The organism is Streptomyces sp. NPDC051180 (assembly GCF_040689545.1).
Taxonomy (GTDB): domain Bacteria; phylum Actinomycetota; class Actinomycetes; order Streptomycetales; family Streptomycetaceae; genus Streptomyces.
In genome coordinates this window covers 149,833-176,671 of record NZ_JBFBBC010000007.1, presented here as the reverse complement: position 1 = coordinate 176,671, position 26,839 = coordinate 149,833, and the positions used below count along the sequence as shown (strand labels likewise).

24 protein-coding genes are annotated in these 26,839 nt (G+C 73.7%); 17 read left to right on the top strand and 7 right to left on the bottom strand.

Features of this window, described 5'->3' with window-relative positions:
• The first annotated feature begins 45 nt into the window (after positions 1–45).
• The 5 genes from AB0424_RS15490 to AB0424_RS15470 all read left to right on the top strand — a co-directional run bounded on the left by AB0424_RS15490 (position 46) and on the right by AB0424_RS15470 (position 6,257).
• Positions 46–3,090, top strand: coding sequence for a GNAT family N-acetyltransferase (locus AB0424_RS15490; protein ID WP_366305557.1), 3,045 nt, complete (start codon positions 46–48; stop codon positions 3,088–3,090).
• A 40-nt stretch (positions 3,091–3,130) separates the two neighbouring features.
• The gene (locus AB0424_RS15485) at positions 3,131–3,727 is read left to right on the top strand and encodes a DUF5998 family protein (protein WP_366305555.1); all 597 of its coding nucleotides are present in this window, start codon (positions 3,131–3,133) and stop codon (positions 3,725–3,727) included.
• The gene (locus AB0424_RS15480; protein ID WP_366305554.1) at positions 3,727–4,932 is read left to right on the top strand and encodes a nucleotide pyrophosphatase/phosphodiesterase family protein; all 1,206 of its coding nucleotides are present in this window, start codon (positions 3,727–3,729) and stop codon (positions 4,930–4,932) included. The genes AB0424_RS15485 and AB0424_RS15480 overlap by 1 nt, the downstream gene beginning before the upstream one ends.
• A gap of 60 nt (positions 4,933–4,992) precedes the next feature.
• On the top strand, positions 4,993–5,643 hold the full coding sequence (locus AB0424_RS15475; protein ID WP_366305553.1) for a thymidine kinase: 651 nt from the start codon (positions 4,993–4,995) through the stop codon (positions 5,641–5,643).
• 206 nt (positions 5,644–5,849) lie between these two features.
• On the top strand, positions 5,850–6,257 hold the full coding sequence (locus AB0424_RS15470) for a peptidoglycan-binding domain-containing protein (protein ID WP_366305551.1): 408 nt from the start codon (positions 5,850–5,852) through the stop codon (positions 6,255–6,257).
• Positions 6,258–6,338: 81 nt separating this feature from the next.
• Here AB0424_RS15470 and AB0424_RS15465 read toward each other — a convergent pair whose 3' ends face one another.
• Positions 6,339–7,031 carry a TetR/AcrR family transcriptional regulator gene (locus AB0424_RS15465; RefSeq protein WP_366305549.1) on the bottom strand — a complete coding sequence of 231 codons (693 nt, stop codon included), beginning with the start codon at positions 7,029–7,031 and terminating at the stop codon, positions 6,339–6,341.
• Between the two features lie 144 nt (positions 7,032–7,175).
• Here AB0424_RS15465 and AB0424_RS15460 point away from each other — a divergent pair, with 144 nt between their 5' ends.
• The 4 genes from AB0424_RS15460 (at position 7,176) to AB0424_RS15445 (ending at position 13,112) form a co-directional block, all read left to right on the top strand.
• Positions 7,176–7,826 (top strand): isochorismatase family protein, encoded by a 651-nt coding sequence (locus tag AB0424_RS15460; protein ID WP_366305547.1) that lies wholly within the window; start codon positions 7,176–7,178, stop codon positions 7,824–7,826.
• 249 nt (positions 7,827–8,075) lie between these two features.
• Positions 8,076–10,655 carry a YfhO family protein gene (locus AB0424_RS15455; RefSeq protein ID WP_366305546.1) on the top strand — a complete coding sequence of 860 codons (2,580 nt, stop codon included), beginning with the start codon at positions 8,076–8,078 and terminating at the stop codon, positions 10,653–10,655.
• A gap of 96 nt (positions 10,656–10,751) precedes the next feature.
• Positions 10,752–11,717, top strand: coding sequence for a glycosyltransferase family 2 protein (locus tag AB0424_RS15450; protein WP_366305544.1), 966 nt, complete (start codon positions 10,752–10,754; stop codon positions 11,715–11,717).
• A gap of 3 nt (positions 11,718–11,720) precedes the next feature.
• A complete protein-coding gene (locus AB0424_RS15445) occupies positions 11,721–13,112 on the top strand; it encodes a polysialyltransferase family glycosyltransferase (protein ID WP_366305542.1) in 1,392 nt (463 codons plus the stop codon).
• An 18-nt stretch (positions 13,113–13,130) separates the two neighbouring features.
• On the opposite strand, the gene AB0424_RS15440 is transcribed toward AB0424_RS15445, so the two are convergent.
• Positions 13,131–13,904, bottom strand: coding sequence for a VOC family protein (locus tag AB0424_RS15440; RefSeq protein ID WP_366305540.1), 774 nt, complete (start codon positions 13,902–13,904; stop codon positions 13,131–13,133).
• A 164-nt stretch (positions 13,905–14,068) separates the two neighbouring features.
• Between AB0424_RS15440 and AB0424_RS15435 the strand changes: the two genes are divergently transcribed.
• A complete protein-coding gene (locus tag AB0424_RS15435) occupies positions 14,069–14,896 on the top strand; it encodes a sulfurtransferase (protein WP_366305538.1) in 828 nt (275 codons plus the stop codon).
• A gap of 70 nt (positions 14,897–14,966) precedes the next feature.
• Here AB0424_RS15435 and sepH read toward each other — a convergent pair whose 3' ends face one another.
• Positions 14,967–16,034 (bottom strand): septation protein SepH, encoded by a 1,068-nt coding sequence (sepH, locus tag AB0424_RS15430; RefSeq protein WP_366305536.1) that lies wholly within the window; start codon positions 16,032–16,034, stop codon positions 14,967–14,969.
• A gap of 451 nt (positions 16,035–16,485) precedes the next feature.
• Here sepH and AB0424_RS15425 point away from each other — a divergent pair, with 451 nt between their 5' ends.
• Positions 16,486–17,367, top strand: coding sequence for a hypothetical protein (locus AB0424_RS15425; RefSeq protein WP_366305534.1), 882 nt, complete (start codon positions 16,486–16,488; stop codon positions 17,365–17,367).
• A gap of 3 nt (positions 17,368–17,370) precedes the next feature.
• On the opposite strand, the gene AB0424_RS15420 is transcribed toward AB0424_RS15425, so the two are convergent.
• Positions 17,371–18,711 (bottom strand): D-arabinono-1,4-lactone oxidase, encoded by a 1,341-nt coding sequence (locus AB0424_RS15420; protein ID WP_366305533.1) that lies wholly within the window; start codon positions 18,709–18,711, stop codon positions 17,371–17,373.
• A complete protein-coding gene (locus tag AB0424_RS15415; RefSeq protein WP_366305532.1) occupies positions 18,650–19,915 on the bottom strand; it encodes an MFS transporter in 1,266 nt (421 codons plus the stop codon). The genes AB0424_RS15420 and AB0424_RS15415 overlap by 62 nt, the downstream gene beginning before the upstream one ends.
• Before the next feature lie 175 nt (positions 19,916–20,090).
• Here AB0424_RS15415 and AB0424_RS15410 point away from each other — a divergent pair, with 175 nt between their 5' ends.
• Positions 20,091–21,218 carry a ferrochelatase gene (locus AB0424_RS15410; protein ID WP_366305530.1) on the top strand — a complete coding sequence of 376 codons (1,128 nt, stop codon included), beginning with the start codon at positions 20,091–20,093 and terminating at the stop codon, positions 21,216–21,218.
• 9 nt (positions 21,219–21,227) lie between these two features.
• Positions 21,228–22,028: an inositol monophosphatase family protein gene (locus AB0424_RS15405; protein WP_366305528.1), complete on the top strand. Its 801-nt coding sequence runs from the start codon at positions 21,228–21,230 to the stop codon at positions 22,026–22,028.
• 88 nt (positions 22,029–22,116) lie between these two features.
• Here the strand turns inward: AB0424_RS15405 and AB0424_RS15400 are convergent, their stop codons facing one another.
• On the bottom strand, positions 22,117–22,290 hold the full coding sequence (locus AB0424_RS15400) for a hypothetical protein (protein WP_366305526.1): 174 nt from the start codon (positions 22,288–22,290) through the stop codon (positions 22,117–22,119).
• A gap of 362 nt (positions 22,291–22,652) precedes the next feature.
• Here AB0424_RS15400 and AB0424_RS15395 point away from each other — a divergent pair, with 362 nt between their 5' ends.
• The 4 genes from AB0424_RS15395 to AB0424_RS15380 all read left to right on the top strand — a co-directional run bounded on the left by AB0424_RS15395 (position 22,653) and on the right by AB0424_RS15380 (position 26,285).
• Positions 22,653–23,306 carry a response regulator transcription factor gene (locus AB0424_RS15395; protein WP_017237674.1) on the top strand — a complete coding sequence of 218 codons (654 nt, stop codon included), beginning with the start codon at positions 22,653–22,655 and terminating at the stop codon, positions 23,304–23,306.
• A 4-nt stretch (positions 23,307–23,310) separates the two neighbouring features.
• Entirely contained in the window at positions 23,311–24,549 is a 1,239-nt protein-coding gene (locus tag AB0424_RS15390; protein ID WP_366305524.1) for a HAMP domain-containing sensor histidine kinase, read from the top strand.
• Between the two features lie 395 nt (positions 24,550–24,944).
• The gene (locus AB0424_RS15385; RefSeq protein ID WP_003955561.1) at positions 24,945–25,241 is read left to right on the top strand and encodes a DUF4193 domain-containing protein; all 297 of its coding nucleotides are present in this window, start codon (positions 24,945–24,947) and stop codon (positions 25,239–25,241) included.
• Positions 25,242–25,253: 12 nt separating this feature from the next.
• Complete coding sequence (locus AB0424_RS15380) at positions 25,254–26,285, top strand: hypothetical protein (RefSeq protein ID WP_366305522.1); 1,032 nt, start codon at positions 25,254–25,256, stop codon at positions 26,283–26,285.
• Between the two features lie 21 nt (positions 26,286–26,306).
• On the opposite strand, the gene AB0424_RS15375 is transcribed toward AB0424_RS15380, so the two are convergent.
• Entirely contained in the window at positions 26,307–26,810 is a 504-nt protein-coding gene (locus AB0424_RS15375) for a DUF3093 domain-containing protein (RefSeq protein ID WP_366305521.1), read from the bottom strand.
• Positions 26,811–26,839 lie beyond the last annotated feature (29 nt).

Below are 26,839 nucleotides of genomic sequence, written 5' to 3'. Positions count from 1 at the left end.
CGCGCGAGCGGTGCCGCGGTCGTGTCGCGGCCGTAGGCTGACCCCATGCAGAGCGCGTCGGAGCAGTCGGAAGCGGCGGATCGACCGGCCCCGCCGGAGCACGCCTACCCCGACCACTGGGAAGCGGACGTGGTCCTCCGCGACGGCGGCACCGCGCGCATCAGACCCATCACCGCCGACGACGCCGAGCGTCTCGTCAGCTTCTACGAGCAGGTCTCGGACGAGTCGAAGTACTACCGCTTCTTCGCCCCCTACCCGCGCCTGTCGGCCAAGGACGTCCACCGCTTCACCCACCACGACTTCGTGGACCGGGTGGGACTCGCGGCGACCGTGGGCGGCGAGTTCATCGCCACCGTGCGCTACGACCGCATCGACGACCGCGGGATGCCCGCCTCCCGGCCCGCCGACGAGGCCGAGGTCGCCTTCCTCGTCCAGGACGCCCACCAGGGGCGCGGCGTCGCCTCCGCCCTCCTCGAACACATCGCGGCCGTGGCGCGCGAGCGGGACATCCGGCGCTTCGCCGCCGAGGTGCTCCCCGCCAACAACAAGATGATCAAGGTCTTCACGGACGCCGGCTACACCCAGAAGCGCAGCTTCGAGGACGGCTCCGTCCGGCTCCACCTCGACCTCGAACCCACCGACCGCTCCCTCGCCGTCCAGCGTGCGCGGGAGCAGCGCGCGGAGGCCCGCTCCGTGCAGCGGCTCCTCACCCCCCGCTCCGTCGCCGTGGTCGGCGCCGGCCGGGCCCCCGGCGGCGTCGGCCGGACCGTGCTCCGCAACCTGATCGGGGCCGGCTTCAGCGGACCCGTGTACGCGGTGAACGCCGCGCTCACCGACAGCCCCGCCGAGCTCGACGGGGTCCCCGCCCACCCGTCCGTCGGCGCCATCGGCGCACCGGTGGACCTGGCGATCGTCGCCGTCCCGGCCGAACGCGTCCCGCAGGCCGTCGCCGACTGCGGCGAGCACGGCGTCCGGGGCATCGTGGTCCTGTCCGCCGGATACGCGGAGAGCGGCGCCGACGGCCGGGAGCGCCAGCGCCGACTCGTGCGGCAGGCCCGCTCGTACGGGATGCGCATCATCGGCCCCAACGCCTTCGGGATCATCAACACCGCGGCCGACGTCCGGCTCAACGCCTCGCTCGCCCCGCAGATGCCCGCCGCCGGCCGCATCGGGCTCTTCACCCAGTCCGGCGCCATCGGCATCGCCCTCCTCGCCGGGCTCCACCGGCGCGGCGCGGGCCTCTCCTCCTTCATCTCGGCCGGCAACCGCGCCGACGTCTCCGGCAACGACTTCCTCCAGCACTGGTACGACGACCCCGGCACCGACGTCGTCCTCCTCTACCTGGAGTCGATCGGCAACCCCCGCAAGTTCACCCGGCTGGCCCGCCGGACCGCCGCCGTCAAGCCGGTCGTCGTCGTCAAGGGCGCCCGGCACAGCGGCAGCGCCCCGCCCGGCCACCGGGTGCCGGTCACCCGCATCCCGCACGCCACGGTCTCCGCGCTGCTCCGCCAGGCAGGCGTCATCCGCGTCGACACCGTCACCGAACTCGTCGACGCCGGACTCCTCCTCGCCGCCCAGCCGCTGCCCGCCGGGCCCCGCGTCGCGATCCTCGGCAACTCCGAGTCGCTCGGCCTCCTCACCTACGACGCCTGCCTGACCGAGGGGCTGCGGCCGCTGCGCCCGCTCGACCTGACGACGGCGGCGGAGCCGGCGGACTTCCGCGACGCCCTGGCGGCGGCGCTCGCCGACGAGACGTCCGACGCCGTCGTCGTCACCGCGATCCCCTGGGTCGGCGAGAACGGCGCCACCGAGTTCGGCGACGGCGAGGTCCTCGCGGCCGCCCTCCGCGAGGCCGTGGCCTCGGCGTCCGCGCCCACCAAGCCCGTCGTCGTCGTCCACGTCGAGATGGGCGGTCTCGCCGAGGCCCTCGCGGTCGCCACGAGCACCCGCCCGGCCCCGCCCGGCCGTGACGGCGCGAGCCCCGCCGCCGCCCGACCGGAGGCGACCACCCCGGACGCGACCCCTTCGGCCGCCACGCGATCCGAGGCCGCAGCCGGACCCGCCGCCGGACCCGCGACCGCCGGCCCCTCCGCTGCGCGCCCCGGAAGCGACGTACCTCACACGAGTACGCCCTCCGGTACGGGGGCCGCCACCCGTTCGGACCTGCCCGCCGGTGCGGAGGAGACGCCCCTCGCCCCTCCGGCCCCGGCCGCCATCCCGGCCTATCCCGCCGCCGAGCGCGCCGTGCGGGCGCTGGCCGAGGCGGTGCGGTACGGACAGTGGCGGCGCCAGGCGGCCGAACCCGGCCGGGTGCCCGAGTACGAGGACATCGACGAGGCGGGGGCCGCCGGGCTCATCGCGCGCGTGCTCGGCGACCAGCGCGCCGACGACTCCGACTCCCGGGGTGTGACCCTCGGCACCGACGAGGCCGGGGAGCTGCTCGCGCGGTACGGCGTCGCCGTGCGGCCGACCCTGCCGGCGCCCACCCCCGACGCCGCCGTCGCGGCCGCCGCGCGCCTCGGCTACCCCGTCGCCCTGAAGACGACCGCGCCGCACCTGCGCCACCGGCCCGACCTCGGCGGCGTCCGCCTCGACCTGGCGTCCGAGGAGCAGCTCCGCACCGCCTACGCCGAACTCACCGAGGTCCTGGGCAAGCCGGAGGAGCTCCAGCCGGTCGTCCAGGCGATGGTGCCCCGGGGGGTCGACACCGTCGTCCGCTCCGCCATCGACCCCGCCGTCGGCGCCGTCCTCTCCTTCGGCCTGGCGGGCGCGCCCTCCGAACTGCTCGGCGACACGGCCCACCGGCTGGTCCCCGCCACCGACCGGGACGTCGCCGAACTCGTCCGTTCCCTGCGGACCGCGCCGCTGCTCTTCGGCTGGCGCGGCTCCGCACCCGTCGACACCCCCGCCCTGGAGGAGCTGCTGCTGCGGGTCTCGCGGCTCGTCGACGACCATCCCGAGGTGGTCGCGGTCTCCCTGGAGCCGGTGGTGGTCGCCCCGCGCGGGCTCTCCGTCCTCGGCACCACCGTCCGGCTGGCCCCTCCGCCGCCCCGGACCGACCTCGGTCCGCGCAGCCTGCCCCGTTACTGACGGGGCCGGAGGGGGCCCACGGCCCCGTAGGATGGAGTCCATGGCAAAGAGCGGGACGACGACCCAGGGGCTGCGCGCGGCGATCGAGCGCAGCGGCTACTACCCGGCCCTCGTGGCCGAGGCGGTGGAGGCCGCCGTCGGCGGCGAGGCCGTCGCGTCGTACGTGGTCCACCAGGAGACCACCTTCGACGCGAACGAGGTCCGGCGCCACGTCACCGTCCTCGTCCTGACCCCGCACCGCTTCATCGTCAGCCACACCGACGAGCAGGCCGCCGACACCAGCTCCCCGACGCCGTACGCCACGACGTCCACCGAGTCCGTGAAGCTCGACCGGATCTCGTCGGTCGTCGTCAGCCGTGTGGTCGCCAACCCCGAGTCGTACACGCCGGGCACGCTGCCCCGCGAGGTCGTCCTCACCATCGGCTGGGGCGCCGTCTCGCGCATCGACCTGGAGCCCGCCGCCTGCGGCGACTCCAACTGCGACGCCGACCACGGCTACACGGGCAACGCCACCGCCGACGACCTGAGCCTGCGGGTGAGCGAGGCCGGCGACGGCCCTGACACCGTCCGGCAGACGCTCGCCTTCGCCCAGGCCCTCTCCGAAGCCATCGCGGCGACCGCCGCGCCCACCCGCTGATGGCGCAGCCCGCCGCGATGACCCACGGCTGGCCCGACGACCCGTTCCCGCTCGCCCCCGAGAGCGCGCCGGTGCCCGAGTACACCTTCGGCTCGCTCGGCGACCTGCTCCCGACGCTCGTCGCCGGTCAGGGCGTGCCCGGTTTCGACCCGCGGATCGCGGAGCTGGCCCCGGCCGACCGGAACTGCGTCTTCCTGATCGACGGCCTCGGCTGGGAGCAGATCAGGTCCCACCCGGACGAGGCGCCCTACCTCACCTCGCTGCTCGGCTCCTCGCGCGGCGGCACGGGCCGCCCGATCACCGCCGGGTTCCCGGCCACGACCGCGACCTCGCTGGCCTCGGTCGGCACCGGGCGCTATCCCGGGACGCACGGACTGCCCGGCTACACGGTGCGCGACCCCGACAGCGGCGCGCTGATGAACCAGCTGCGCTGGAAGCCGTGGACCCCGCCGCACGTCTGGCAGCCGTACCCGACGGTCTTCCAGCTCGCGCACGACGCCGGGATCCACACCGCCCAGGTGTCGTCCCCGATCTTCGAGCAGACCCCGCTCACCAAGGTCGCGCTCAGCGGCGGAACGTTCCACGGGCGGCTCTCCGGCGAGGAGCGCGTGGACTTCGCCGCCGAGCAGCTCGCCGCGGGCGACCGCTCGCTGGTCTACACGTACTACAGCGAACTCGACGGCGCCGGACACCGCTTCGGCATCGACTCCGACGCCTGGCGCGGTCAGTTGATGTTCGTCGACCGGCTGGTGCAGCGGCTCGCCGAGCAGCTGCCTCCCCGCTCGGCGCTCTACGTCACGGCCGACCACGGCATGGTCGACATCCCCTTCGACGACCGGCACCGCATCGACTTCGACGAGGACTGGGAGCTGCGCGCCGGCGTCGCCCTCCTCGGCGGAGAGGGCCGCGCCCGGCACGTGTACGCGGTGCCCGGGGCCCAGGCGGACGTCCTGACCTGCTGGCGCGAGGTCGTCGGCGAGCAGTTCTGGGTCGCGGGCCGCGACGAGGCCATCGACCTGGGCTGGTTCGGGGACGAGGTCGACGAGCGCGTGTACGGGCGGATCGGCGACGTCGTCGCCGCGGCCCACGACGACGTCGCGATCACCGCCTCCGTCAACGAACCCCACGAGTCCGCGATGGCCGGGATGCACGGGTCGATGACCCCCGCGGAGCAGCTCGTCCCGCTGCTCGAAGTCCGTTCCTGAACCCCACCGCCCTTCCCCGCCCCTCACCCCCCCCACGACCTGAAAGGTCCCCGACCCGTCATGCCCGAGCTGGTCTTCTTCTCCGGAACGATGGATTGCGGGAAGAGCACCCTGGCGCTCCAGATCGGCCACAACCGGTCGGCCCGAGGGCTCCAGGGCGTGATCTTCACCCGTGACGACCGGGCGGGCGAGGGCAAGCTCTCCTCCCGCCTCGGCCTGGTGACGGAGGCGGTCGAGGCCGGCGAGGGCATGGACCTGTACGCCTACCTCGTCGGGCAGCTCTCCCAGGGCGGCAAGGCGGACTACGTGATCGTCGACGAGGCGCAGTTCCTCGCCCCGGACCAGATCGACCAGCTCGCCCGGATCGTCGACGACCTCGGCATGGACGTCTTCGCCTTCGGTATCACCACCGACTTCCGGACCAAGCTCTTCCCCGGTTCGCAGCGGCTCATCGAGCTGGCGGACCGGATCGAACAGCTCCAGGTCGAGGCCCTCTGCTGGTGCGGCGCGCGCGCCACGCACAACGCCCGCACGGTGGGCGGCGAGATGGTCGTCGAGGGCGAGCAGGTCGTCGTCGGGGACGTGAACCGGCCCTCGGAGGAGATCGGTTACGAGGTCCTCTGCCGGCGCCACCACCGCCGCCGCATGACCTCGGCTGCGGCGCGCGCCGGCGCCCTGTCGCCCGACGTCCTCCCGGTCAACCAGACCTGACGCCGCCGCGCACCGGCGGCTCCGGGTCGCCGCGCGGGCCGGCTCCGGCGTCCCCGATCGACCGTGGGACGCATCCCTCTTCGCAGGTCAGGGACGGTGGGAACGGGACGGGACGTCCCATCCCGCGGGAGCCGTCGCCCTTCCGGGCGGGGTGGCGGAGAGTGGTGGCCGCACCACTTCCCTCCACCTGTTCAGGAGACCCTGCCTTGTTCAAGAAGCTCACGTCGCAGGCCGCCCTCGTCGCGGCCGCCGCCGCCCTGCTCACCGGCACCGTGACGGGCGGCAGCGCGAGCGCATCGACCGGCGCGTCGTACATCGGGAACGGCTACCCGAACGGCACCACCGCCGTCCGGTGCGTGCAGCACCTGATCAACTACGCGATCGACCGCGGCCGTTACTGGGGCGTGGCCAAGGTCGCCGAGGACGGCATCTGGGGCCCGAAGACCCGTCAGGCCGTCATCGACGTGCAGCGGGGCACGGGCGGGTCCCTGTCGGTCGACGGCATCGTGGGGCCGCGCACCGGAGACATGCTGATGTTCGAGGGCGACCCGGAGTGGAGCGGCGGTGGGGCCGGCAAGGGCCCCTGCTACAGCTACGTGCCCACGACCTACTGAGCCGGCCGGCCACGCGCCGACCGTACGAACAGGGCCTCCCGGGATTCCCGGGAGGCCCTGCCGTCGTCGGTGGCGGCGGGGTCACGACTCCGCGGTCGGGCCGGTCGGCGGGCGCAGCGCGTCCGTCAGACGGCCGAGGGTCGCGCCGTCGACGGGCGCGGTGCCGTTGAGGGTGCCGACGAGCGCCTGGGCGAGGACGGTCGCGGCGCCGATCCGCGTGTCCTCCCGCTCGTCGCCGGTGACCTTGCCGATCACGGCGTCGCGCACCGACCACGAGACGGCGGGGTCCCCGAACAGGTCGGGGAAGGAGAGCGCCATCATGCACACGCCCACGTTGGCGGAGAGGATCGTCTGGCCGGCGAGTTCGGGGGCCGTGCGCAGGCGTCCGGCGTCGCGGCAGCGCTCGACGGCCTGGAGGAGGATCGCCCGGGCCTCGTCGATCGCCCGCGGCTTTGCGTCACCCGTCGGAGTGAACATCAGTCGGTAGAGGTGGGGGTTGCGCAGCGCGAACCCGACGTGGCCGTCCCACGCGGTGCGGAGGTCCGCCACCGGGTCGTCGGTGAGCGGGTTGCGCCGCTTGTCGGCGAGGAAGCGCTCGAAGCCCACGTCGGCCACCGCCGTGAGCAGCCCCTGCTTGTCGCCGAACTGGCGGTAGATCTCGGGCATGCCGACCTTGGCGCGGTCGCAGATGGCGCGGGTCGAGATGGCCAGGGCGTCCTTGGTGGCGAGCAGCTCTCCGGTGGCTTCCAGGATGCGCTCTCGGGCCGTCGACATGGCCCCACGATAACAGCGCTAACAGGCCGGACCTGGGGGTTCGTCGCGAGGGGGGAGTTGGGTGCGCGGTCGCGTAATCAATGATTACGACATGTGTTAGCGTGTGTAACACCCCTCGCCTCCATCCGTCGAAAGGGAACCTCCATGACCGCCACCGCCCCGACCGTGCCCACCGCCCCGACCGCGTCCACCACCCTGCGCGACGTGATCGGCCTGCCCCAGGGGCTCCCGCGCCTGGGCGGATCCGCCCTGATCATGATCGACTTCCAGAACACCTACCGCTCCGGCGTCATGCGGCTCGACGGGGCCGAGCGGGCGCTCGCCGCCGGCGCCCGGCTGCTCGCGGCCGCCCGCGCCGCCGGTACGCCCGTCGTGCACGTCGTCAACGACGGGGGAGAGGGCACCCCCTACGACATCCGGGCCGAGATCGGGGCCATCAGCGACGAGGTCGCCCCCGCCGAGGGCGAGAAGGTGGTCGTCAAGCAGTTCCCCGATGCCTTCCACGCCACCGACCTCCACGAGACCCTCCAGGGCCTCGGCGCCGACGGCGACCTCGTCATCGCCGGGTTCATGACGCACATGTGCGTCCTCTTCACCGCGCAGGGGGCCTTCCACCGCGGCTACCGCCCCACCGTGGTCGCCGAGGCCACCGCCACCCGCCCGCTGACCGCTCCCGACGGCGCCGTCCTGCCGTCCGACGCCCTCCAGGCCGCGGCCCTCACCACGGTCACCGACCTCTTCGGCACCGTCGCCCGAACCGTCGACGAGCTCCTCGCCCCGACCTCGGCCGGCTGATCCGGCGGGAGCGCACGGCGTCGGGGCGCACCACCGGGGAGTGCGCCCCGACGCCGTGCACCGGGGTCCGCCCCGGGCGGCGCGACACCAGGGTCCCCCCGGCGCACGGCACCGGGAGTTCACCCGGGGTGTGCCGGAAGCCCGCCTGGTGATCGGTTCAGGGTCGCCCGCCTCGGCGGTAATGGCGGTCGGCCCGCGACGACCTCACCTCCGGGCGCCTTCCCGCTCCGTGCGCCCCCTGGAGGACGTGTGCCACCCGCCGCCGAGACCGTGCGCGACGAGGACGAGGACGAGGGCGAGGTCGGGGAGGACGGCCCGCCCGGCGGCTCGCGACGGGGACCGCGGAACCCGGCCGTCGCCGCGCCCCTCGGCGCCGCCCTGCTCACCGCCGTGCTCCTCTGCGTCGCGGGCCGGCTCTCCCGCAGCTACCCGTTCGGCCCGGTGACCAGGAACATCGTCGACCTGGGCCAGCAGTACCTGCCCTACCACGCCTACTGGCGCGCACTCCTCCACGGCGAGACGCACGGCGACGCCTTCCTCAACTGGAACTCCGGCTTCGGGGCGAACTTCCTCGGCGACATCGGGACCTATCTGAGCAGCCCCTTCGACCTGCTCGTCGTGGCCTTCCCGGCCGACCGGATCGAACTCGCCCTCTACGTGGTCACCGCGGCCAAGATCACCGCGGCGGGGGCGGCGATGGCGCTCCTGCTCCTGCGGCTGCGCCCCGGGCCCTGGCCGGTCGCCGCGGTGCTCGGCACCGCCTACGCCCTCTCCGGCTGGACGTTCAACTACGCCGCCACCGTGCCGATGTGGCTCGACGGGCTGGTCGCCTTCCCGCTGCTCTGCCTGGTCGGCGAGTGGGCCCGCACCGGCCGACGCCCCGTCCTCGGCCCGCTCGTCGTCGCCCTCGCCTGGATCGCGAACTTCTACACCGCGTACATGGCGACCCTCGGCGCGGCCGTCGTCCTCGCCGTCCGGCTGCTCACCGCGGAGGAGACCGCGTCCGCCCGGCAGCGCGTCGCCGGGGCGCTGCGCGCCGCCCGGAGCGTGCTCGTCGGCGTCGGCCTCGCCGCCCCGCTCGTCGTGGTCGTGTACGTCGCCACGAAGGTCGCCGACCCGACCCCGGAGACCACCTTCGCGCCCGCCGCCTGGACCGAGGTCCTCGCCCGCTTCCTGCCGGCGACGTCCAGCGTGGCCAGCCCCGCCCTCTTCATCGGCACGCCCGCCCTCGCCCTGGCCCTGACGCTGCCGTTCAACCGGGCCGTCCCCGCGCGCGTCCGGACCGGGTGGACGGCCGCGATCCTCCTGGTGACGCTCTCCCTCCAGTGGGAACCCACCCACCTGCTGTGGCACGCCGGGGCCTCGCCGAACGGCATCCCGTACCGCCAGACCTTCGTCCTGTGCGGCCTGTTGCTCGTCGGGGCCTGGTTCTCGGCCGCCCGCGGCGTCCCGCGGCCGGCCGCGCTCCTCGCGGGTGGCGCCCTGCTCGGGGTCCTGGCCTGGGCGGCACGGGGGAGCGTCGACATCGACCGGTGGACCTTCCCGGCGTTCGGCGCGGCCGCGTTCCTCGCGCTCGCCGCGGTCCTGCTCGCCCTGGCGGCCGGCCGACGGAGCCACGCGCGCGTGCTCCCCGCACTGGCCGTGGTGCTGCTCGTCGCCGCCCAGGCGGGCGAGGCCGCCGTCACCGGGAAGCGGATCGAGGAGCAGCAGCGCGGCGAGGTGTCCTGGTCCCCCCGGATCGGCCCCTGGCACGAGGACGTCGCCCGCGAGGCGGCGCGCGCCGACGCCTGGCCGCACCACCGCACGGACCCCGGAGAGGTGCCCGGAGGCAACGACGTCCTGCTCGTCGGCGGCCAGGGCGCCGACTACTACAGCAGCCTCACCGCCGAGGTGACCTCCCGCACCCTCGACGGCCTGGGCTTCGGCCACTACGCCAAGGGCCGGCATCCGGTCAGCCTCGACAACCCCGTGACGGACGCCCTCTTCGCCATCGGCACCCGGATCCGCTCGACGCCGACCGAGCCGGTACGCCAGGACGCCCTGCCCCGGGCCACCGTCACCGCCACCACCACGCCGGTCCCGCCGCTGGTCACCGTCCGCCCGCCGGGCCGGCCCGCCACGCACCCCGGGGACTCCGCCTTCGCCCGGCAGGAACGCCTGCTCGGCACCGACGTCTACGAGCTGCCGACCGCACCGCACCGCACCGGACAGACCCTCACCACCCGCTGCCCGGCGGGCTCCCAGGTCTGGTTCTGGGCGCCCGAGTACCGGGGCACGGCGGCCCTCGCCGGCGGCGAGCCGGTGGAGTTCGAGGGGAAGCCGCCGTCCGTCCGCGCTCCCATGCGTCCGCTCGGCATCGTCCCCGCCACCGGCGAGGTCCGGATCGCACTGGCCCCCGAGGCCCGCGTCCGGCTGCCCCGCCAGGCCGTCGGCTGCCTGGTCCGCGCCCGCCTCGACTCCGCCGTACGCCGGCTCACCGAAACCGGCGCCACGCGCGTGCGTGCCACCGGACACACCGTCACGGCCGAACTCCCGCCGGGCAGCACCGGCGTCGCCGTCCTTGCCGCGCCCCGCATCTCCGGCTGGCGCTGCGCCGCGGGAGACGGGGGCCCGCGCCCCGCGCGCGCGTACGAAGGGCTCGTCGCGGTCCCCCTCGACGGGCGGGCGACGACCGTGCGCTGCTCCTTCCGGCCCCCGGGGCTCCGGCTCGGCGGCGCCGCCGGAGCTGCGGCCGTCCTCGCGCTGGCCGTGACGGGTGTGCTCGGGAGACGGCAAGAGTTCACCCGGCGTGCACGCGCGGCTCGTTCACCCGGGAGAACCGATGACTAACCTGCCCGCCGTGGCGGCGCGCGACCGAGCGGCGGCCACCCGAGCGACGTCCAGCCGAGCGGCCCTCAGCCGTTCGCACCAGCATGGGGATTCCGAGTGCCGAAACTGTCCGTCGTCGTACCGTTCCACAACGTCGGGGCGTACGCGCCCGACACCCTGCGCAGCCTCGTCGCCAACGCGGACCCCGAGTTCGAGTTCCTGCTGGTGGACGACTGCTCGACGGACGACACCCCGGAGATCCTCGACCGCTGGCGCGACCGCCTCCCCCACGCCACCGTCATCCGGCACGAGACGAACCGAGGAGTCGCCCAGGCCCGCAACACCGGGATCGACGCGGCGCGCGGCGACTACCTGACCTTCCTCGACGGCGACGACTGGTACGCCCCCGGCCACCTGAGCGCCGCCGTGGCCGGGATCTCCCGGCTGGACTGCGACTTCGCCCGCACCGACCACGTGCTCTCCGAAGGCCGCAGGCGGCAGATCCGCTATGCGCCGGCCAAGCGCCGCGACACGGTCATGGACCCCCGGGACGGCATCTCGCCGGCCAGCATGGTGACGATGGTGGACTATCCGTTCGTCCCCTTCGGCATCTACGCCGGACGGCTCTTCGAGGACGGCGCCTCGCGTTTCGAGACCTCCCTCAGGACCGCGGAGGACCGTCTCTGGATCTGGCGGCTCCACCTCAAGGCCCGTACCTTCGCCGCGCTCTCCCTGCACGGCGTCTTCTACCGGCGGGGCGTCACCACCTCGCTCACCCAGATCACCGACAACCGCCAGCTGGACTTCATCCCGTCCTACGACCTCCTGCTCGCCGACGTCTCCCGGGACGCGGAGGCCGACCGGTTCCTGCCGAAGGCGGTCCGCACCTACTGCGCGATGATCGCCTTCCACATGGGCAAGGTCGGCACGTACGAGCCCGCCGTCGCCCGACGGCTGCGCGCCGACGTCCGCGACGCCCTGCACCGGATGCCGCAGCAGGTCCTCGACGAGACCCTGGCCACCATGGACACCCCGCGCAGCACCCTCCTGCGGAGCCTGCGCGACACCGGAAGGACCGCCTGAAGCATGGCACCCGACACGGCATCCACCGCCTCCGCCACGACCCCGGCCACGCCCGCCGACAGCCGCCCGGTCCAGCTCTTCCAGGTGTCCACCCTGTACGGCGCCGCCACGCTCGCCGCCGCCCTGGACGCCGGACGGTTCGGCCCGCGCGCGGACGTCCGCAGGATCCTGCTGCTCTCGCACAACGCCGAGATCCCCGAGACCGCGCTGCGCCTGGAGCACATGACCGGCTACGGCCGCATCGCCGCCCGCTTCGACGCCACCCTCGACTGGAACGCCACCATCCACCCGTACCACCCCGCCGGCTGGGCGCCGCGCCCCGAGGAGGCCCCGCTCTGGCAGCGGGTGCTGCGCACGGCCTGGGACCTCGGCAGCGCCCCGGTGGAGCTGATCGTCGAGTCCATCCAGGTCAACCCGGCCAAGGCGCTGGCCGGCGCCTTCCCCGAGAGCGAGCTGCACGTCTACGCCGACGGCCTGATGAGCTACGGCCCCACCCGCTCCGACCTCGCCCAGTCGATCGCCTGCCGCATCCGCCGCGTCCTCCACCTCGACCTGGTGCCGGGGCTCCGGCCCCTCCTCCTCTCCGAGTACGGCGTGGAGCCCGAGATCGTCCCCGACAGCGCCTTCCGCGCCGTCCTCGCCGAGATCGCCGAGGAGGCGGCCGACGACCCGGGCATCGCCCGATCGGCCGCCGCCGGGGCGACGGCCCTGCTGCTCGGCCAGTACCTCGCCGCCCTCGGCCTGCTCACCGCCGAGGAGGAAGAGGAACTGCACGTGCGGATGCTGCGCGGGGCCGCGGGCGCCGGACACCGCTCGGTGGTCTTCAAGCCACACCCGACGGCGCCCGCGCGCTACTCCCAGGCCCTCCACGAGGAGGCGGAGCGCTCCGGCGTCCGGCTGACCGTCCTCGACGGCCCGCTGCTCGCCGAGACCTTCTACGAGCGCTGCCGGCCCGCACTGGTCGTCGGCTGCTTCTCCACGGCGATGCTCACGGCCGCCGTCCACTACGGCATCCCCATCGCGCGCGTGGGCACGGCCGAGGTCCTCGGGCGCCTGACACCCTTCGAGAACAGCAACCGGATCCCGCTCACCGTCGTCGACCACCTCGTCGCCGACCTGGAGGGCGGCGAGGAGCCCGCCGTCCCCGGCACCGCCCCGGCCTCGCTGACGCCCCTGGTGCGGGCCGTCGGCTACTGCATGCGGCACAAGATCCATCCCGGTCTCCGCGCGGAGGCGACCCGCTTCCTCGCGGCCCACCACGCCGACCCGGACATCGTCCACCACTTCACCTCGGAACGGCTCACCCGGCTCGGCCTGCCCGGTGGAGCCCCGGCGCCCTTCCGCTACGGCCCCGCCCGGCTCCGCCGCGGCCTCGCCAGGACCCTGCGCGGCTGATCCCGTCGGGCCCGCGGGTCAGTCCGCGGCGGACCTGACCAGGGTGAAGACCGCGCCCTCCGGGTCCGCCACCACGGCCAGCCGGCCCGCCGTGGCCTCGCGCGGAGGGCGCAGCACCCGGCCGCCCAGCTCCACGACGAACCGCGCCGCCGCGTCCGTGTCGGCCACCTCGAAGTACGTCATCCAGTGCGGGCCGCGGTCCCGTGGCAGCGCGTTGCCGACCCCGTGCAGGGACGCCACCGGGCGGCCGTCCGCGACGAGCGTCGCGTAGTCGTGGTCGGCGGAGACGATCGGCTCGACCTCCAGTCCGAAGACCGACCGGTAGAACTTGCCGACCGAGGACGTCTCGTACGTCAGCAGCTCGTTCCAGACCGGGGTCCCCGGCGGGCCGGCCGTCGCCGTGCCGTGGTGGGCCTCCGCCTGCCAGACGCCGAAGACGGCGCCGACCGGGTCCGAGCAGACCGCGAGACGGCCCGCCTCGCCCGCGTCGAGCGGGCCCACCGCGACGGTGCCCCCGCAGCAGCGGATGCTCTCGGCGGTCTCGTCGGCGTCGACGGTGGTCAGATAGGGCGTCCACGCGATCCGCAGATGGCGGTCGGGCGGCAGCTGGCCGATGCCCGCCACCTCCTTGCCGCCGAGCAGCGCGCGCACGTACGGCCCGAGCTGCCGTGGACCGGGCACGAACTCCCAGTCGAAGAGCGCGCCGTAGAACTCCTGGGTGGCGTCAAGCCCGTGCACCATCAGGCTCACCCAACAGGGCGTGCCGGGTGTGCGCCGAGTCGCCTCGGTCATCGTCTCTCTCTCCTCGGACCATCGTCGTGGCCGTGCCCCCGATCCGATCGTGTCACCGAAGGGCGCTCGGCGCGCTCCGGGCCGCGCCGAAGGACGGCGCGATCCGGCGGGGAGGACGCCGGGTCCGTCCCCGGCGGCCGTGCGGCTGCGCGAGGATGGCACCCATGAAGCCCATCATCTCCGCAAGCGAACTGTTGAGCGAGTCGGCCGGGCCGCGGCCGCCCGTCCTCCTGGACGTCCGCTGGACCCTGGGCGGGCCGCCCGGGCGGCCCGCGTACGAGTCCGGCCACCTGCCGGGCGCGGTCTACGTCGACCTGGACGCGGAGCTCGCCGGCCCGCCGGGGAGCGGCGGCCGCCACCCGCTGCCCGACGTGGCGGCCTTCGGGGCCGCGATGCGCCGCGCGGGCGTCTCGGCGGGCCGGTCCGTCGTGGTGTACGACGGCGGGCTCGGCTGGGCCGCGGCCCGTGCCTGGTGGCTGCTCCGCTGGGCGGGCCACCGGGACGTGCGGGTCCTGGACGGCGGCCTGGCGGCCTGGACGGGGGAGCTGACGGAGAAGGCCCCGGTGCCCGAGCCGGGCGACTTCCGGCCGGAGCCGGGCGGTCTCGGGCTGCTCGACGCCGACGGCGCGGCCGCGCTGGCCGACGCCGGGCTGCTCCTGGACGCCCGGGCGGCCGAGCGCTACCGCGGGGACGTGGAGCCCATCGACCGCGTCGGCGGGCACATCCCGGGTGCCGTCTCGGCCCCGACGACGGAGAACGTCGACGCGGAGGGGCGTTTCCTGGGCGCCGACGCGCTGCGCGAACGGTTCACCGCGCTCGGCGCCGCCGAGGGCACGTCCGTCGCGGTCTACTGCGGCTCCGGTGTCTCGGGCGCGCACGAGGTCCTGGCCCTGGAGATCGCGGGCGTCTCCGCCGCCCTGTACGCGGGCTCGTGGTCGGAGTGGTCCTCGGACCCCGCCCGTCCGGTGGCCACGGGCCCCGACCCGCGGTAGTCCGTGGGAGAGGGCCCGCGCCGTCGTGCGGCGCGGGCCTCCTCCCGTACGGGCACGGCGCTCGCTCGCGTCAGTCCTGCTTCTTGCGGCGCGTGCCGAAGACGATCTCGTCCCAGCTGGGGACCGCGGCGCGGCGGCCGGGCCGGACGCCGTCCGCCTCGGCCTGTCGGTCCGTGGTTCCGGTGAGCCGGTCCCGGTGGCCCGAGACCGCGCGCGGCATGAGGACGTCCGCGTACGCGGAACCCGCGCCGGCCGAAGCGGCCGGGGCCGGCGGCTCCTCCGCCTCGGGCTCCTCCACGGGCTCGCCGTCCGGCTGCTCGGGGACGACCATGTCGCCGCGGAAGCTCGGGACCGCCTCCAGGAGGCTCGTCAGCGAGTCCCGCTCCTCCTCCGGCTCGGCGGGCGCGGAGGCACGCTCCAGCTGGCGGTGGTCGAGCTGGCGGTCCAGGGCACGGTCGAGGGGCCTGTCCCGGGGCAGCCGGGCGATGCGCGGCACGAAGGGGAAGCTGGGCTCCGGCGCGGCGGCGATCGTGTCGTCGGTCTCGCCGATCAGGGCCCGTGCCTCGTCGTCCACGGCCTGGACGAGCCGCCGCGGCGGGTCGTAGGTCCAGCTGGCCGTGTGGACCTCGCCGGCGACCCGGTAGACGAGCAGCACCTCCCAGGTGCCGTCGTCGCGGCGCCAGGAGTCCCACTGCACGGTGTCCTTGTCGGCGCCGCGCAGCAGCAGTCGCTCCTGCACCGCCTCGCCGAGCTGCGGCCCGGTGTTCTCGCCGGGCCGGCGGACCGGGGTCTTGCGGGCCCGCTCCGCCATGAAGGCGCGCTCGGCGAGCACGGGGCCCTCGAAGCGGCGCACCCGGTCGACGGGGATGCCGGCGAGCTGGGCGACCTCCTCGGCGGAGGCACCGGCTCGTATCCGCGCCTGGATGTCACGGGGGCGGAGGTGGCTCTCCACCTCGATCTCGATCTGGCCGAGGCGCGCGCGGTCGTTGCGCACGGCGGCACGGAGTCGCTCGTCGATCGGAAGCGTGTACTCCGTGCTGTCAGCAGCCTTCAGCACCAGTCGTGTGCCGTCGTTGGAGACGGCCACGACACGCAGTTCGGGCATGGGGACCTCCCGGGTGGTGCCTGCCGACGTCACGTGCGTCGCTGCTTCCGCTAGTCGAGTGTGGCCTGCCCGGGTGCAGCCTGCCACTACCTTGCCGAGTTGCCCGGCGTGTCGGGCATGGACCCTGGAACGCCGTTATGACACGGTGACCTGTTGGCTACCCAAAGTGACTGGCGGTCACTCTGTGCAGCCGGTTTCCGTGCGGTGCCGCGGCGTCACCGGTTCGAGTGCCCCTTTCGGCGCTCTCGCCTTGATCCCGGGCACCCGAAGGCGTCCGGACCCAGGGTTCGCCAATGTACTCCATTCGGGCCACGTGGGTGGACCGGCGCGCCGCCCAACTTCTCGGGCGGTACGGGAGTTGAGTCTCCGTGATCTTCCCCCATACGTGTCACTGTTCACAGAAACAGCAGAAACGGAACTATTCGCTTCGCCCATATGTCCCTTCTGGGTGCAAGGCGAACGGATGAGCCGTCAGGGGTTGGAGATGCGTCACAGGCCGGAGACCGACACGGACGAACCGAAGGAGGAGAAGGAGAGCGGCAGGAGAAGGATCGACCTGAGCGTCGCCCAGGTCTCCGGCAGCGCCCTGGCCGCCGTCATCGCGGCCAAGCTCGCCTCCACCCTCGGCGTGTACGGAACCATCGTCGGCGCCGGCGTGATCAGCGTCATCGCCACCTGCGGCGGCCCGCTCTTCCAGCACCTCTTCCGGCGCACCGGCGAACAGATGCGCGACGCGACCGCGGCCGCGAAGCCGAAGGCCCGTCAGGTCCCGGTCGTGGCCGGGCCGCAGGACGACCGCACCGTGATGCTCGGTACGTTCGCGCCCGCCCCCGTCCCGTACGACGAGGAGTTCGGCGACGCGACCACCCACGGCACCCGCGTCCGGGGCTGGAAGCGCCCGGCCGTCGCCGCCGCCCTGGTCTTCGGCGTCACCATGGGCGGCATCACCGCCTACGAGCTGGTCTCCGGCGAGGACTTCGGCGGCCGGCAGGGCACGACCACCTTCGGAACCGTCGTCGGCGGGAACGCCGGGCGGCAGGCGCCGGACCGGGACACCGGGCCCGCGCCCACTCCGTCCGGCTCCACCGACGGCACCGGGCGGCCTTCGGACGGCGGTGCTCCCGCGACCGGCTCCCCGGCGACCCCGGACGACGGGGACTCCGGCCGGGGCTCCGACGGGGGCGAGACCGGAACGGGAACCCCTTCGGCGCAGCCGACCCCCTCCGGCTCCACCGGCGGCGAGACGCCCGCCCCGACGCCGACCGGTCCCACGACCGGCCCGACGCCGACCGCCCCGACCGGCGAGCCGAGCACCGGCGCCGCCGAGCCCGAGGCCCCGGCGACGACCGGAGCCGGCACCGGGTGACGGTCAGTCGCCCAGGACCCGCCGCAGGTAGTCGTTGGCGAACAGGCGGTCCGGGTCGAGCCGGTCGCGCAGCGCCGTGAACTCGGCGAAGCGCGGGTACACCTCGGCGAAGTAGGCGGCGTCGCGGGTATGCACCTTGCCCCAGTGGGGACGGCCCCCGTGCGCCGTCATGATCCGCTCCACCGCGGTGAAGTACGCGTGGTGGGGCGTGCCCTTGTACAGGTGGACGGCGATGTACGCGGTCTCCCGGCCCGAGGCCGTGGAGAGCGCGATGTCGTCGGCCGGCGCCGTCCGCACCTCCACCGGGAAGCTCACCTTCAGCGGCGAGCGCTCGACCATCGCCTTCACCTCGCGCAGCGCGGCGACGGCGGCCTCGCGCGGCAGCGCGTACTCCATCTCCAGGAAGCGCACCCGGCGCGGCGAGGTGAAGACCTTGTACGGGATGTCGGTGTACGTACGGGCCGACAGGGCCCGGCTGGAGACCTTGGCGATCGAGGGGATCACCGGCGGGACCGCGCGGCCCAGCGAGACGGCGAGCTGGAAGACACCGTTGGAGAGGAGCTCGTCCTCGATCCAGCCGCTGACCCGTCCGGGAGGTGCCGCGGGGCCCGCGCTGCGGTTGTTGCGCTTGGTGTTGCAGTTGTCCGTGTGCGGGAACCAGTAGAACTCGAAGTGCTCGTTCTCCGCGTGCAGCGCGTCGAACTCCGAGGTCACCCGGTCGAAGCTCATCGGCTCCTCGCGCGCGGTGAGGAAGAAGACCGGCTCCACGGCGAAGGTGATCGCCGTGACCACGCCGAGGGCGCCGAGACCGATCCGGGCGGCCGCGAAGACCTCCGGGTTCTCCTTCTCCGAGCAGGTCAGCAGCTCGCCCGAGGCGGTCACCAGCTCCAGCTCGCGGATCTGCGCGGCGATCGAGGCCGACTCGCGGCCGGTGCCGTGGGTGCCGGTGGAGGTGGCGCCGGCGACCGTCTGCTCCATGATGTCGCCCATGTTCGTGAGCGACAGGCCCTCGCGGGCCAGCGCCACGTTGAGCCGCTTGAGCGGGGTGCCCGACTCGACCGTCACCGTCATCGCCTCGCGGTCGATGCGCCGGATTCCGGTCAGCAGACCGGGCCGGATCAGGACTCCGTCGGTGGCCGCGATCGAGGTGAAGGAGTGACCGGTGCCGACCGTCTTCACCCGCAGTCCGTCCGAGGCCGCCCGGCGCACCGCCTCGGCCAGCTCCTCGGCCGAGGCCGGGCTCACCTCCCGCACCGGGCGCGAGGTGACGTTCCCCGCCCAGTTACGCCACGGGCTGCCCGCCGCCCTGGTGCTCCCCGACCCCGCTGTTGTCGTCCCGCTCACGCTGCCCCTCCCGGTTGGGTGCCGGCCTGTTCAGCCGGCGATGTCCGAGGAGACCCACCGCGACCGCGACGGCGCCCGAGACGACGGGCACCACGTACCCCGCCTTCGCCCCCGACGCGTCGACCACCCAGCCGGCGGCCGACGAGCCGAGCGCCACGCCGATCGCGAGGCCGGTACCCGTCCAGGTCATGCCCTCGGTCAGCTTGGTGCGCGGTACGTGCGCTTCGACGAGGGCCATGGTGGTCACCATCGTCGGTGCGATGGACAGGCCCGCGACAAAGAGCGCCACGGCCAGCAACGGCAGGTTCCCGGCCAGTAGGAGGGGGATCATACTCACGGCCATCGCGCAGATGCCCAGCAGCCAGCGGCGGGACGGTGCGCCCTTGAGGTGCAGCAGCCCGAAGACGGCGCCGGCCAGGCAGGAGCCCAGCGCGTAGACGGCCAGGACGAGGCTGGCGGCGGCCTTCTGGCCCCGCTCCTCGGCGAAGGCGACGGTCACCACGTCCACCGAGCCGAAGATGGCGCCGGTGGCGACGAAGGCCAGGGCCAGCACCTGGAGGCCGGGGGAGCGGAGCGCGGACGCGGTCTTCCCGTCGGCCTCCCGGGGGTGCGGCACCGGCTCCGTGGCGCGCTGGGCGGTCAGCCAGAAGACGCCGATGGTCAGGAAGACCCCGGCGAACAGCGGGCCGGCCTCGGGGAACCAGGTCGTCGACAGTCCGATGGAGATGATCGGGCCGAAGATGAAGCACACCTCGTCGACGATCGACTCCCACGAGTACGCGGTGTGCAGGCGCCGCCCGTCGCCCCGGTAGATCTCGGCCCAGCGGGCCCGGGTCATCGCCCCGACGCTCGGCACGCAGCCGATCACGGCGGTGAAGACGAACAGCGTCCAGTCGGGGGCCTCCTGCTGCACGCAGACGAGGAGGCCGGCCGCCGCCGCCAGCGAGACCAGCGTCACGGGCCGCAGCACCGCGCGCTGCCCGTGCCGGTCGACGAGCCGCGAGACCCGGGGACCGAGGGCCGCGGCGGACATCGCGAGGGTCGCGGAGAGTGCGCCGGCGAGCCCGTACCGGCCGGTGACCTGCGAGATCATGGTCACGATGCCGATGCCCATCATGGACAGCGGCATCCGGCCGAAGAAGCCCGCGACGGAGAACGAGGCCGTGCCGGGGGCCTCGAAGATCGCGCGGTAGGGACTGGGCAAGGGGGTCTCCGGATCTCCGTGCTTCGGAGCTGGCTCCGCGCGACGACTCAACACGTGTAATTAATAGCTAAAGCCTACGGTGTTGAAGTCGCCAGGTCATCCCCCTTTTTCCGGACCTCCGCCCTCGGACGGGCCGCACCCCGGGGCGCCGCCGCCGGGTGGGAGGATCGGTGCCATGTCCGATCAGCACGATCCCGCCCCGTACGACGCCCTGTTGCTGCTCTCCTTCGGCGGCCCGGAGGGCCCGGACGACGTGGTCCCGTTCCTGGAGAACGTGACGCGCGGCCGCGGCATCCCGAAGGAACGGCTCAAGGAAGTGGGACAGCACTACTTCCTCTTCGGCGGCGTCTCCCCGATCAACGACCAGAACCGCGCGCTCCTCGCCGCGCTGCGGACAGACTTTTCGGAGGCCGGCCTGGACCTCCCGGTCCACTGGGGAAACCGGAACTGGGCGCCCTACCTCACCGACACCCTCCGCGAGATGGTCACCGACGGACGACGCCACATCGCCGTCCTCACCACCAGCGCGTACGCCTCCTACTCCGGCTGCCGCCAGTACCGGGAGAACCTCGCCGACGCCCTCGCCACGCTGGAGGCCGAGGGCCTCCCGCTGCCCCGCGTGGACAAGCTCCGGCACTACTTCAACCACCCCGGCTTCGTCGAGCCCATGATCGAAGGCGTCCTCGCCTCCCTCGCCGACCTCGACCCGGACGTGCGGGACGGCGCCCACCTCGCCTTCACCACCCACTCCATCCCCGACTCCGCCGCCGACAGCTCCGGACCGGTCTCCGACCACGGCGACGGCGGGGCCTACGTCCGCCAGCACCTCGACACGGCGCGGACGATCGCCGACGCGGTCCGCGAGCGCACCGGCGTCGACCGCCCCTGGAAGCTCGTCTACCAGTCCCGCAGCGGCGCCCCCCACATCCCGTGGCTGGAGCCCGACATCTGCGACCACCTGGAGGAACTGCACGGAGCCGGAGCCCCCGCGGCCGTCATGGTCCCGATCGGCTTCGTCTCCGACCACATGGAGGTCCTCTACGACCTCGACACCGAGGCCACGGCCAAGGCGGCCGAACTCGGACTGCCCGTCCGGCGCTCCGCCACCGTCGGCGCCGACCCCCGCTTCGCCGCGGCCGTCCGCGAGCTCGTCCTGGAGCGGGCGGCGCACGAGCGCGGGAGCAGGGCCGAGCGGTGCGCGCTGGGCGCGCTCGGGGCCTCCCACGACCTGTGCCCGATCGGCTGCTGCCCCGCCAGGGCCGAGCGGCCGGCCGCGGCCGGCGCCGACAGTCCGTACGCGTAAGGAGCCAGCGTGACCGACCCCCTGCACACCGAACTGCTCGACCTCGCCCGGGAGGCCGCCCGACTGGCCGGAGCGCTGCTGCGCGACGGCCGCCCGGACGACCTCACCGTGGCCAAGACCAAGTCCAGCGCCATCGACGTGGTCACCGAGATGGACATCGCCGCCGAGAAGCTGATCACCGGTTTCCTCGCCGAGCACCGCCCGCAGGACGGCCTCCTCGGCGAGGAGGGCGCCTCCAGCCCCGGCTCCAGCGGCGTCCGCTGGGTGATCGACCCGCTCGACGGCACCGTGAACTACCTGTACGGACTGCCCACCTGGGCCGTCTCGATCGCCGCCGAGCAGGACGGCCGGACCGTGGCCGGCGTCGTCGAGGTGCCGATGCGCGGCGAGACGTACCACGCGGTCCTCGGCGGCGGCGCCCACGCGGGGGACCGGAGCCTCGCCGTCCGGCCCTCGCCCTCGCTCGACCAGGCCCTCCTGGGCACCGGCTTCGGATACGTCCAGGCGCGCCGCGCCCACCAGGCGGAGGTCGCGCGGCACGTGATCCCCATGGTCCGCGACATCCGCCGCGGCGGATCGGCCGCCATCGACCTCTGCGACGTCGCGGCCGGCCGCCTCGACGCGTACTACGAGCGCGGCCTCAACCCCTGGGACCTCGCGGCCGGGGCGCTCATCGCCCGCGAGGCGGGCGCGCTGACCGGCGGCCGCCCCGGGGAGCCGGAGTCCGGCGAACTGACCCTGGCGGCCTCTCCCGGCCTCTTCGGGCCCCTCCAGGAGCTCTTGGAGGAGCTGGGGGCCTGGCACGACTAGCGGGCCGTGAGACGGACGCACGAGGCCCCGGCGCCGGGAGCGGCGCCGGGGCCTCGTGCGTCCCAAAGGGTCGATCGGGCGTGACGTGTCAGACGCCGGGTACGGCGACCTCCACGCCGTGCTCGGCGGCCAGTCGGTGCAGGTCGTCCAGCTCTGCCTGCTCGACGTCCACCAGGTAGTCGTCGCCCGTCTCACGAGCTCGCGTGAGGTCGGTCTGCGTGGTCCTGATGCGGTGCAGCAGTCCTGCGGTGAAAGCGTCCATCGTGCGCCCCCTCGTCGTGGGTCCGTTGGCACGGGGGTGTGCCGAGGGTGGGTGGATCACACACTGATGCCTCTGGGGGACAGAGAGCGGTAGGTGGCGCGCCACATACAGGGCGTGATCACGGGGTGTGCAGTCGTCCTCCCCATGCCCTTCCTCAGAGAAACCTCAACTGGCCCGTGAATCAGGTGAATTCTTCGCGCCCCGCCGCGCGCCCCCCGCTCGCGGCCCCTCCGCGGGGCCCCCCGCACCGCCGTCTTACAGCCGGTTTACGCGCGTACGGGGCAGGATGGACACGCACAGTCAGTGCGTGGATTCCAGCCGGTCCTCCCTCGGACAGCGGCTTGACGGGAAGGATGAACGACGTGCGCGTACTCGTCGTCGAGGACGAGCAGCTGCTCGCCGATGCGGTGGCCACCGGACTGCGCCGGGAGGCCATGGCCGTCGACGTCGTGTACGACGGCGCGGCGGCCCTGGAGCGCGTCGGCGTCAACGACTACGACGTCGTCGTCCTCGACCGAGACCTCCCGCTCGTGCACGGCGACGACGTCTGCCGCAAGATCGTCGAGCTCGGCATGCCCACCCGCGTCCTGATGCTCACCGCCTCCGGCGACGTCAGCGACCGCGTGGAGGGCCTGGAGCTCGGCGCCGACGACTACCTGCCCAAGCCGTTCGCCTTCACCGAGCTCACCGCGCGCGTGCGCGCCCTCGGCCGGCGGACCACCGTGCCGCTCCCGCCCGTCCTGGAGCGCGCCGGCATCAAGCTCGACCCGAACCGCCGAGAGGTCTTCCGCGAGGGCAAGGAGGTCCAGCTCGCGCCGAAGGAGTTCGCCGTCCTGGAGGTCCTCATGCGCAGCGAGGGCGCCGTCGTCTCGGCCGAGCAGCTCCTGGAGAAGGCGTGGGACGAGAACACCGACCCCTTCACCAACGTCGTGCGCGTCACCGTCATGACCCTGCGCCGCAAGCTCGGCGAGCCGCCCGTCATCGTCACCGTGCCCGGCTCCGGGTACCGGATCTGACCCGATGGCCACGACTCCCGCGCCCCACCCCCAGGCGCCCCCGAAGCCGACCTGGGACCCCCGCGACCCGGTCCGGCCGCTGCTGCGCCCGACCATCCGGATACGGCTCACCCTGCTCTACGGCGGCATGTTCCTCATCGCGGGCATCCTGCTGCTGTCGATCATCTACCTCTTCACGGCGCAGGCGCTGGGCGACAGCGCGGCCCAGCTGCCCTTCAAGATCGTCAAGGGCGAGGTGCTGCCGACGACCTCCTGGTGCCGGCTGCCCAACACGGGAACCGGAGACCAGTTCAACGACGCGGTCTCGGTCTGTCTGCGCCACCAGAGCGACCTGGCCCTGGACGACCTCCTGCGCCGCTCGCTCTTCGCCCTGCTCGGCCTGAGCATCATCGCCTTCGCCTTCGGCTACGCCATGGCGGGACGGGTGCTCTCCCCGCTCGGCCGGATCACCCGCACCGCCCGCCAGGTGGCCGGTTCCGACCTGGCCCGGCGGATCGAGCTGGACGGCCCCGACGACGAGCTCAAGGAGCTCGCCGACACCTTCGACGAGATGCTGGAGCGCCTGGAGCGGGCCTTCACCGCACAGCAGCGGTTCGTCGCGAACGCCTCGCACGAGCTGCGGACCCCGCTCGCGATCAACCGCACCCTCCTGGAGATCCACGTCTCGGACCCCGAGGCGCCCGTGGCGCTCCAGCAACTGGGCAAGACGCTGCTCGCCACCAACGAGCGCAGCGAGCAGCTCGTCGAGGGCCTGCTGCTGCTGGCCCGGAGCGACAACCAGATCATCGAGCGCAAGGCCGTCGACCTCGCCGAGGTCGCCTCCCGGGCGATCGACCAGACGCACGCCGAGGCCGCGGCCAAGGGCGTGGAGATCCGGCGCGAGCTGGATCCCGCGGTCGTCCAGGGCAACGGCGTCCTGCTGGAGCGGATCGCCCTGAACCTGCTCCAGAACGCGGTGCGGTACAACGTGCCGGAGGACGGCTGGGTGGAGGTCGGCACCGAGACGGAGCACGGCCAGGCCGTGCTGGTCATCTCGAACACGGGGCCGGTCGTTCCCGCGTACGAGATCGACAACCTCTTCGAGCCGTTCCGCAGGCTCCGGCAGGAGCGGACCGGCAGCGACAAGGGGGTCGGTCTCGGCCTGTCGATCGCACGGTCCGTGGCCCGGGCCCACGGCGGCCGTATCATCGCGGAGCCCCGCGAGGGCGGTGGTCTCGTGATGCGCGTCACTCTGCCGATCTGACACACTGCACGAGCCGACCGGTTCCGTTCGCTTTGCGCGGAATTCCGTGGCCCTGATTCTGAGACGCTCATGTGTGATCGATCACAGGAGAGGGTGTCCGGATCTCCACTCTCCGTGACCGAGAAATCCCTCGGAAAACCAGGAAAAGTCCGGGTTTCCGGGGCCCGGAATGACGGGAAGTACACGGGGTGGCGCCTGTGTGGGGCGCCCGGAGGACCGTGTACGGTCCGGTTCGCCACCCGAAGCCGATCACTCGCGAGAGCGGGCGACGGGTGTCGATTGAGTAACAGACCTTGATGTGAGGCAAAATCTCCGCCTCAGGTCGGGCACAAGTCCGACCTCTCACGCGTTACGTGCGCTGGAGACACCGCAACCACCCAGAGGGGGAGAGCGACATGGCAACGGATTACGACACCCCACGCAAGACCGACGACGACGTCGACTCGGACAGCCTTGAGGAACTGAAGGCACGCCGGAACGACAAGTCGACCTCGACCGTCGACGTCGACGAGTTCGAGGCCGCCGAGGGCCTGGAGCTGCCCGGCGCCGACCTCTCGAACGAGGAGCTGGCCGTCCGGGTCCTGCCCAAGCAGGCCGACGAGTTCACCTGCATGAGCTGCTTCCTCGTGCATCACCGCAGCCAGCTGGCCAGGGAGAAGAACGGCCAGCCGATCTGCCGTGACTGCGACTGAGGTCGCCCGGCCGTGGCAGGCGACACACCTTCCCGGAAGCGGCGTCTGAGGCTCCCCGGGAGCCCTCGGACGCACAAGGGCGGCTCAGGCCCGGCAGAGGGCGCCCAGGAGGCCCCTGAAGCCGAGCACGCCGCCCCCCTGCCCTCCCCCGGCGCACGTGACGACGAGCGAGGCCACCCGGCCTCGCTCGAAGCGGTCACCGAGCCTGATCCGGCGTCCCTGCCGGCGGAGCGGGAGACGGGCCGCGACGGGCAACACGTGGCGCGGCAGGACGGGCGCCTCGGCGCCGTCAGAAGGCTGGCCGACCCGGCACGGTCCCAGCTCGACCGGATCAGGATCGACTCCGAGCGGATCGACGCCGTCCGGCGTGGGGTCACGCGGGGAGTCAGGCGCGGCGGAGACGGCGCCAAGGCCGGCATCGGCTACCTCGCCGACCGGCTGATCGACCTCGCCCCGCGGATCCCCGTCCGCGATCTGGCGACCCTCCGCAGACACTTCCCCGGGCTCGGCCCCGAGGAGCTCGCGGACAAACTCGTCGCGGGCGCGGCGAACGCGAGCTCGACCGTCGGCGCGGGCGTCGGCGCTGCCGCCATGCTCCCGGTCCCCCCGGCCATGCCGGCCGAACTGGCGGCCGAGATCACCGGCGTCGCCGCCGTGGAACTCAAGCTCATCGCCGAACTCCACGAGGTCTACGGGCTGCGGCCCCCCGGCCGGCTCGCCCAGCGCTCGGCGGCCTACCTGACCTCCTGGGCCGAGGAGCGGGGCATCGACCCCACCAAGCCCACCACGGTCAACGCGGCCCTCGGCGGGCAGCTCAAGCGCGAACTGCGCCAGCAGATCATGAAACGCATGGTCCGCAACCTGCCGAACCTCATGCCCTTCATGGTCGGAGCCGCCGTCGGCGCGGTCATGAACCGCCGCGACACCAAGAAGCTCGCCGGGCACATCCGCAAGGACCTCCGCACCCGCCAGGTCCCCTGGGACGCCCTCCGCGAGCTGCCCCCGCTGGAGCAGCCCGAGAACCCCGGGGAACTGGGCTTCTAGACCCGGACGGGGTCCGCCCGCTCAGTCCTCGGCGCCGGGACGCTCGGCCTCCAGGGCCGCCACCAGCGCCGCGGGCTCCCGCGTCGACAGGTAGACGTACGGCGTCGGGTCCGCCGGGTCCGTCACCACGATCCGCACCGCCCCGGGCACGTAGCTGCGCATCAGCATGAAGGCGCGCGGGTCCGCCTTGTACGTGCGCCAGGCGCGCGCCCCCTCCTCGTCGAGCACCTCGGCCGCCCCCAGCGCCGTCACCGGGATCCGCGCGTCGCCCGCGACCAGCGAACCGGCCGTCACCCGGATCCGCGCGGAGCCGTACGAGGAGACCGCCATCCCGGCGAGCACCCCCGCCACGATCACGCCGCCGAGCAGCGGGACCGTACCCAGCGGGAACATGACCAGACCGCCGGAGATGCCGAGCAGGACCACGATGACCCACCACGAGCGGGGCGCCGTCAGCCGCTCGTCGAAACGCGGCGCGGCGGAGGGCGCGGGGGAGGGGGCCGGGGACGGTGCGGAAGGCTGCATGCGTCCAAGCTTGGCACGGCGCGACCGGC

Coding starts and splice junctions, on each gene's coding strand:
- AB0424_RS15475 (WP_366305553.1), top strand. CDS start 4,993: ATGCCCGAGCTGGTCTTCTTCTCCGGAACGATGGATTGCGGGAAGAGC.
- AB0424_RS15390 (WP_366305524.1), top strand. CDS start 23,311: ATGGCCACGACTCCCGCGCCCCACCCCCAGGCGCCCCCGAAGCCGACC.
- AB0424_RS15400 (WP_366305526.1), bottom strand. CDS start 22,290: ATGGACGCTTTCACCGCAGGACTGCTGCACCGCATCAGGACCACGCAG.
- AB0424_RS15445 (WP_366305542.1), top strand. CDS start 11,721: ATGGCACCCGACACGGCATCCACCGCCTCCGCCACGACCCCGGCCACG.
- AB0424_RS15425 (WP_366305534.1), top strand. CDS start 16,486: ATGCGTCACAGGCCGGAGACCGACACGGACGAACCGAAGGAGGAGAAG.
- AB0424_RS15440 (WP_366305540.1), bottom strand. CDS start 13,904: ATGACCGAGGCGACTCGGCGCACACCCGGCACGCCCTGTTGGGTGAGC.
- AB0424_RS15460 (WP_366305547.1), top strand. CDS start 7,176: ATGACCGCCACCGCCCCGACCGTGCCCACCGCCCCGACCGCGTCCACC.
- AB0424_RS15485 (WP_366305555.1), top strand. CDS start 3,131: ATGGCAAAGAGCGGGACGACGACCCAGGGGCTGCGCGCGGCGATCGAG.
- AB0424_RS15435 (WP_366305538.1), top strand. CDS start 14,069: ATGAAGCCCATCATCTCCGCAAGCGAACTGTTGAGCGAGTCGGCCGGG.
- AB0424_RS15480 (WP_366305554.1), top strand. CDS start 3,727: ATGGCGCAGCCCGCCGCGATGACCCACGGCTGGCCCGACGACCCGTTC.
- AB0424_RS15385 (WP_003955561.1), top strand. CDS start 24,945: ATGGCAACGGATTACGACACCCCACGCAAGACCGACGACGACGTCGAC.
- AB0424_RS15375 (WP_366305521.1), bottom strand. CDS start 26,810: ATGCAGCCTTCCGCACCGTCCCCGGCCCCCTCCCCCGCGCCCTCCGCC.
- AB0424_RS15490 (WP_366305557.1), top strand. CDS start 46: ATGCAGAGCGCGTCGGAGCAGTCGGAAGCGGCGGATCGACCGGCCCCG.
- AB0424_RS15410 (WP_366305530.1), top strand. CDS start 20,091: ATGTCCGATCAGCACGATCCCGCCCCGTACGACGCCCTGTTGCTGCTC.
- AB0424_RS15465 (WP_366305549.1), bottom strand. CDS start 7,031: ATGTCGACGGCCCGAGAGCGCATCCTGGAAGCCACCGGAGAGCTGCTC.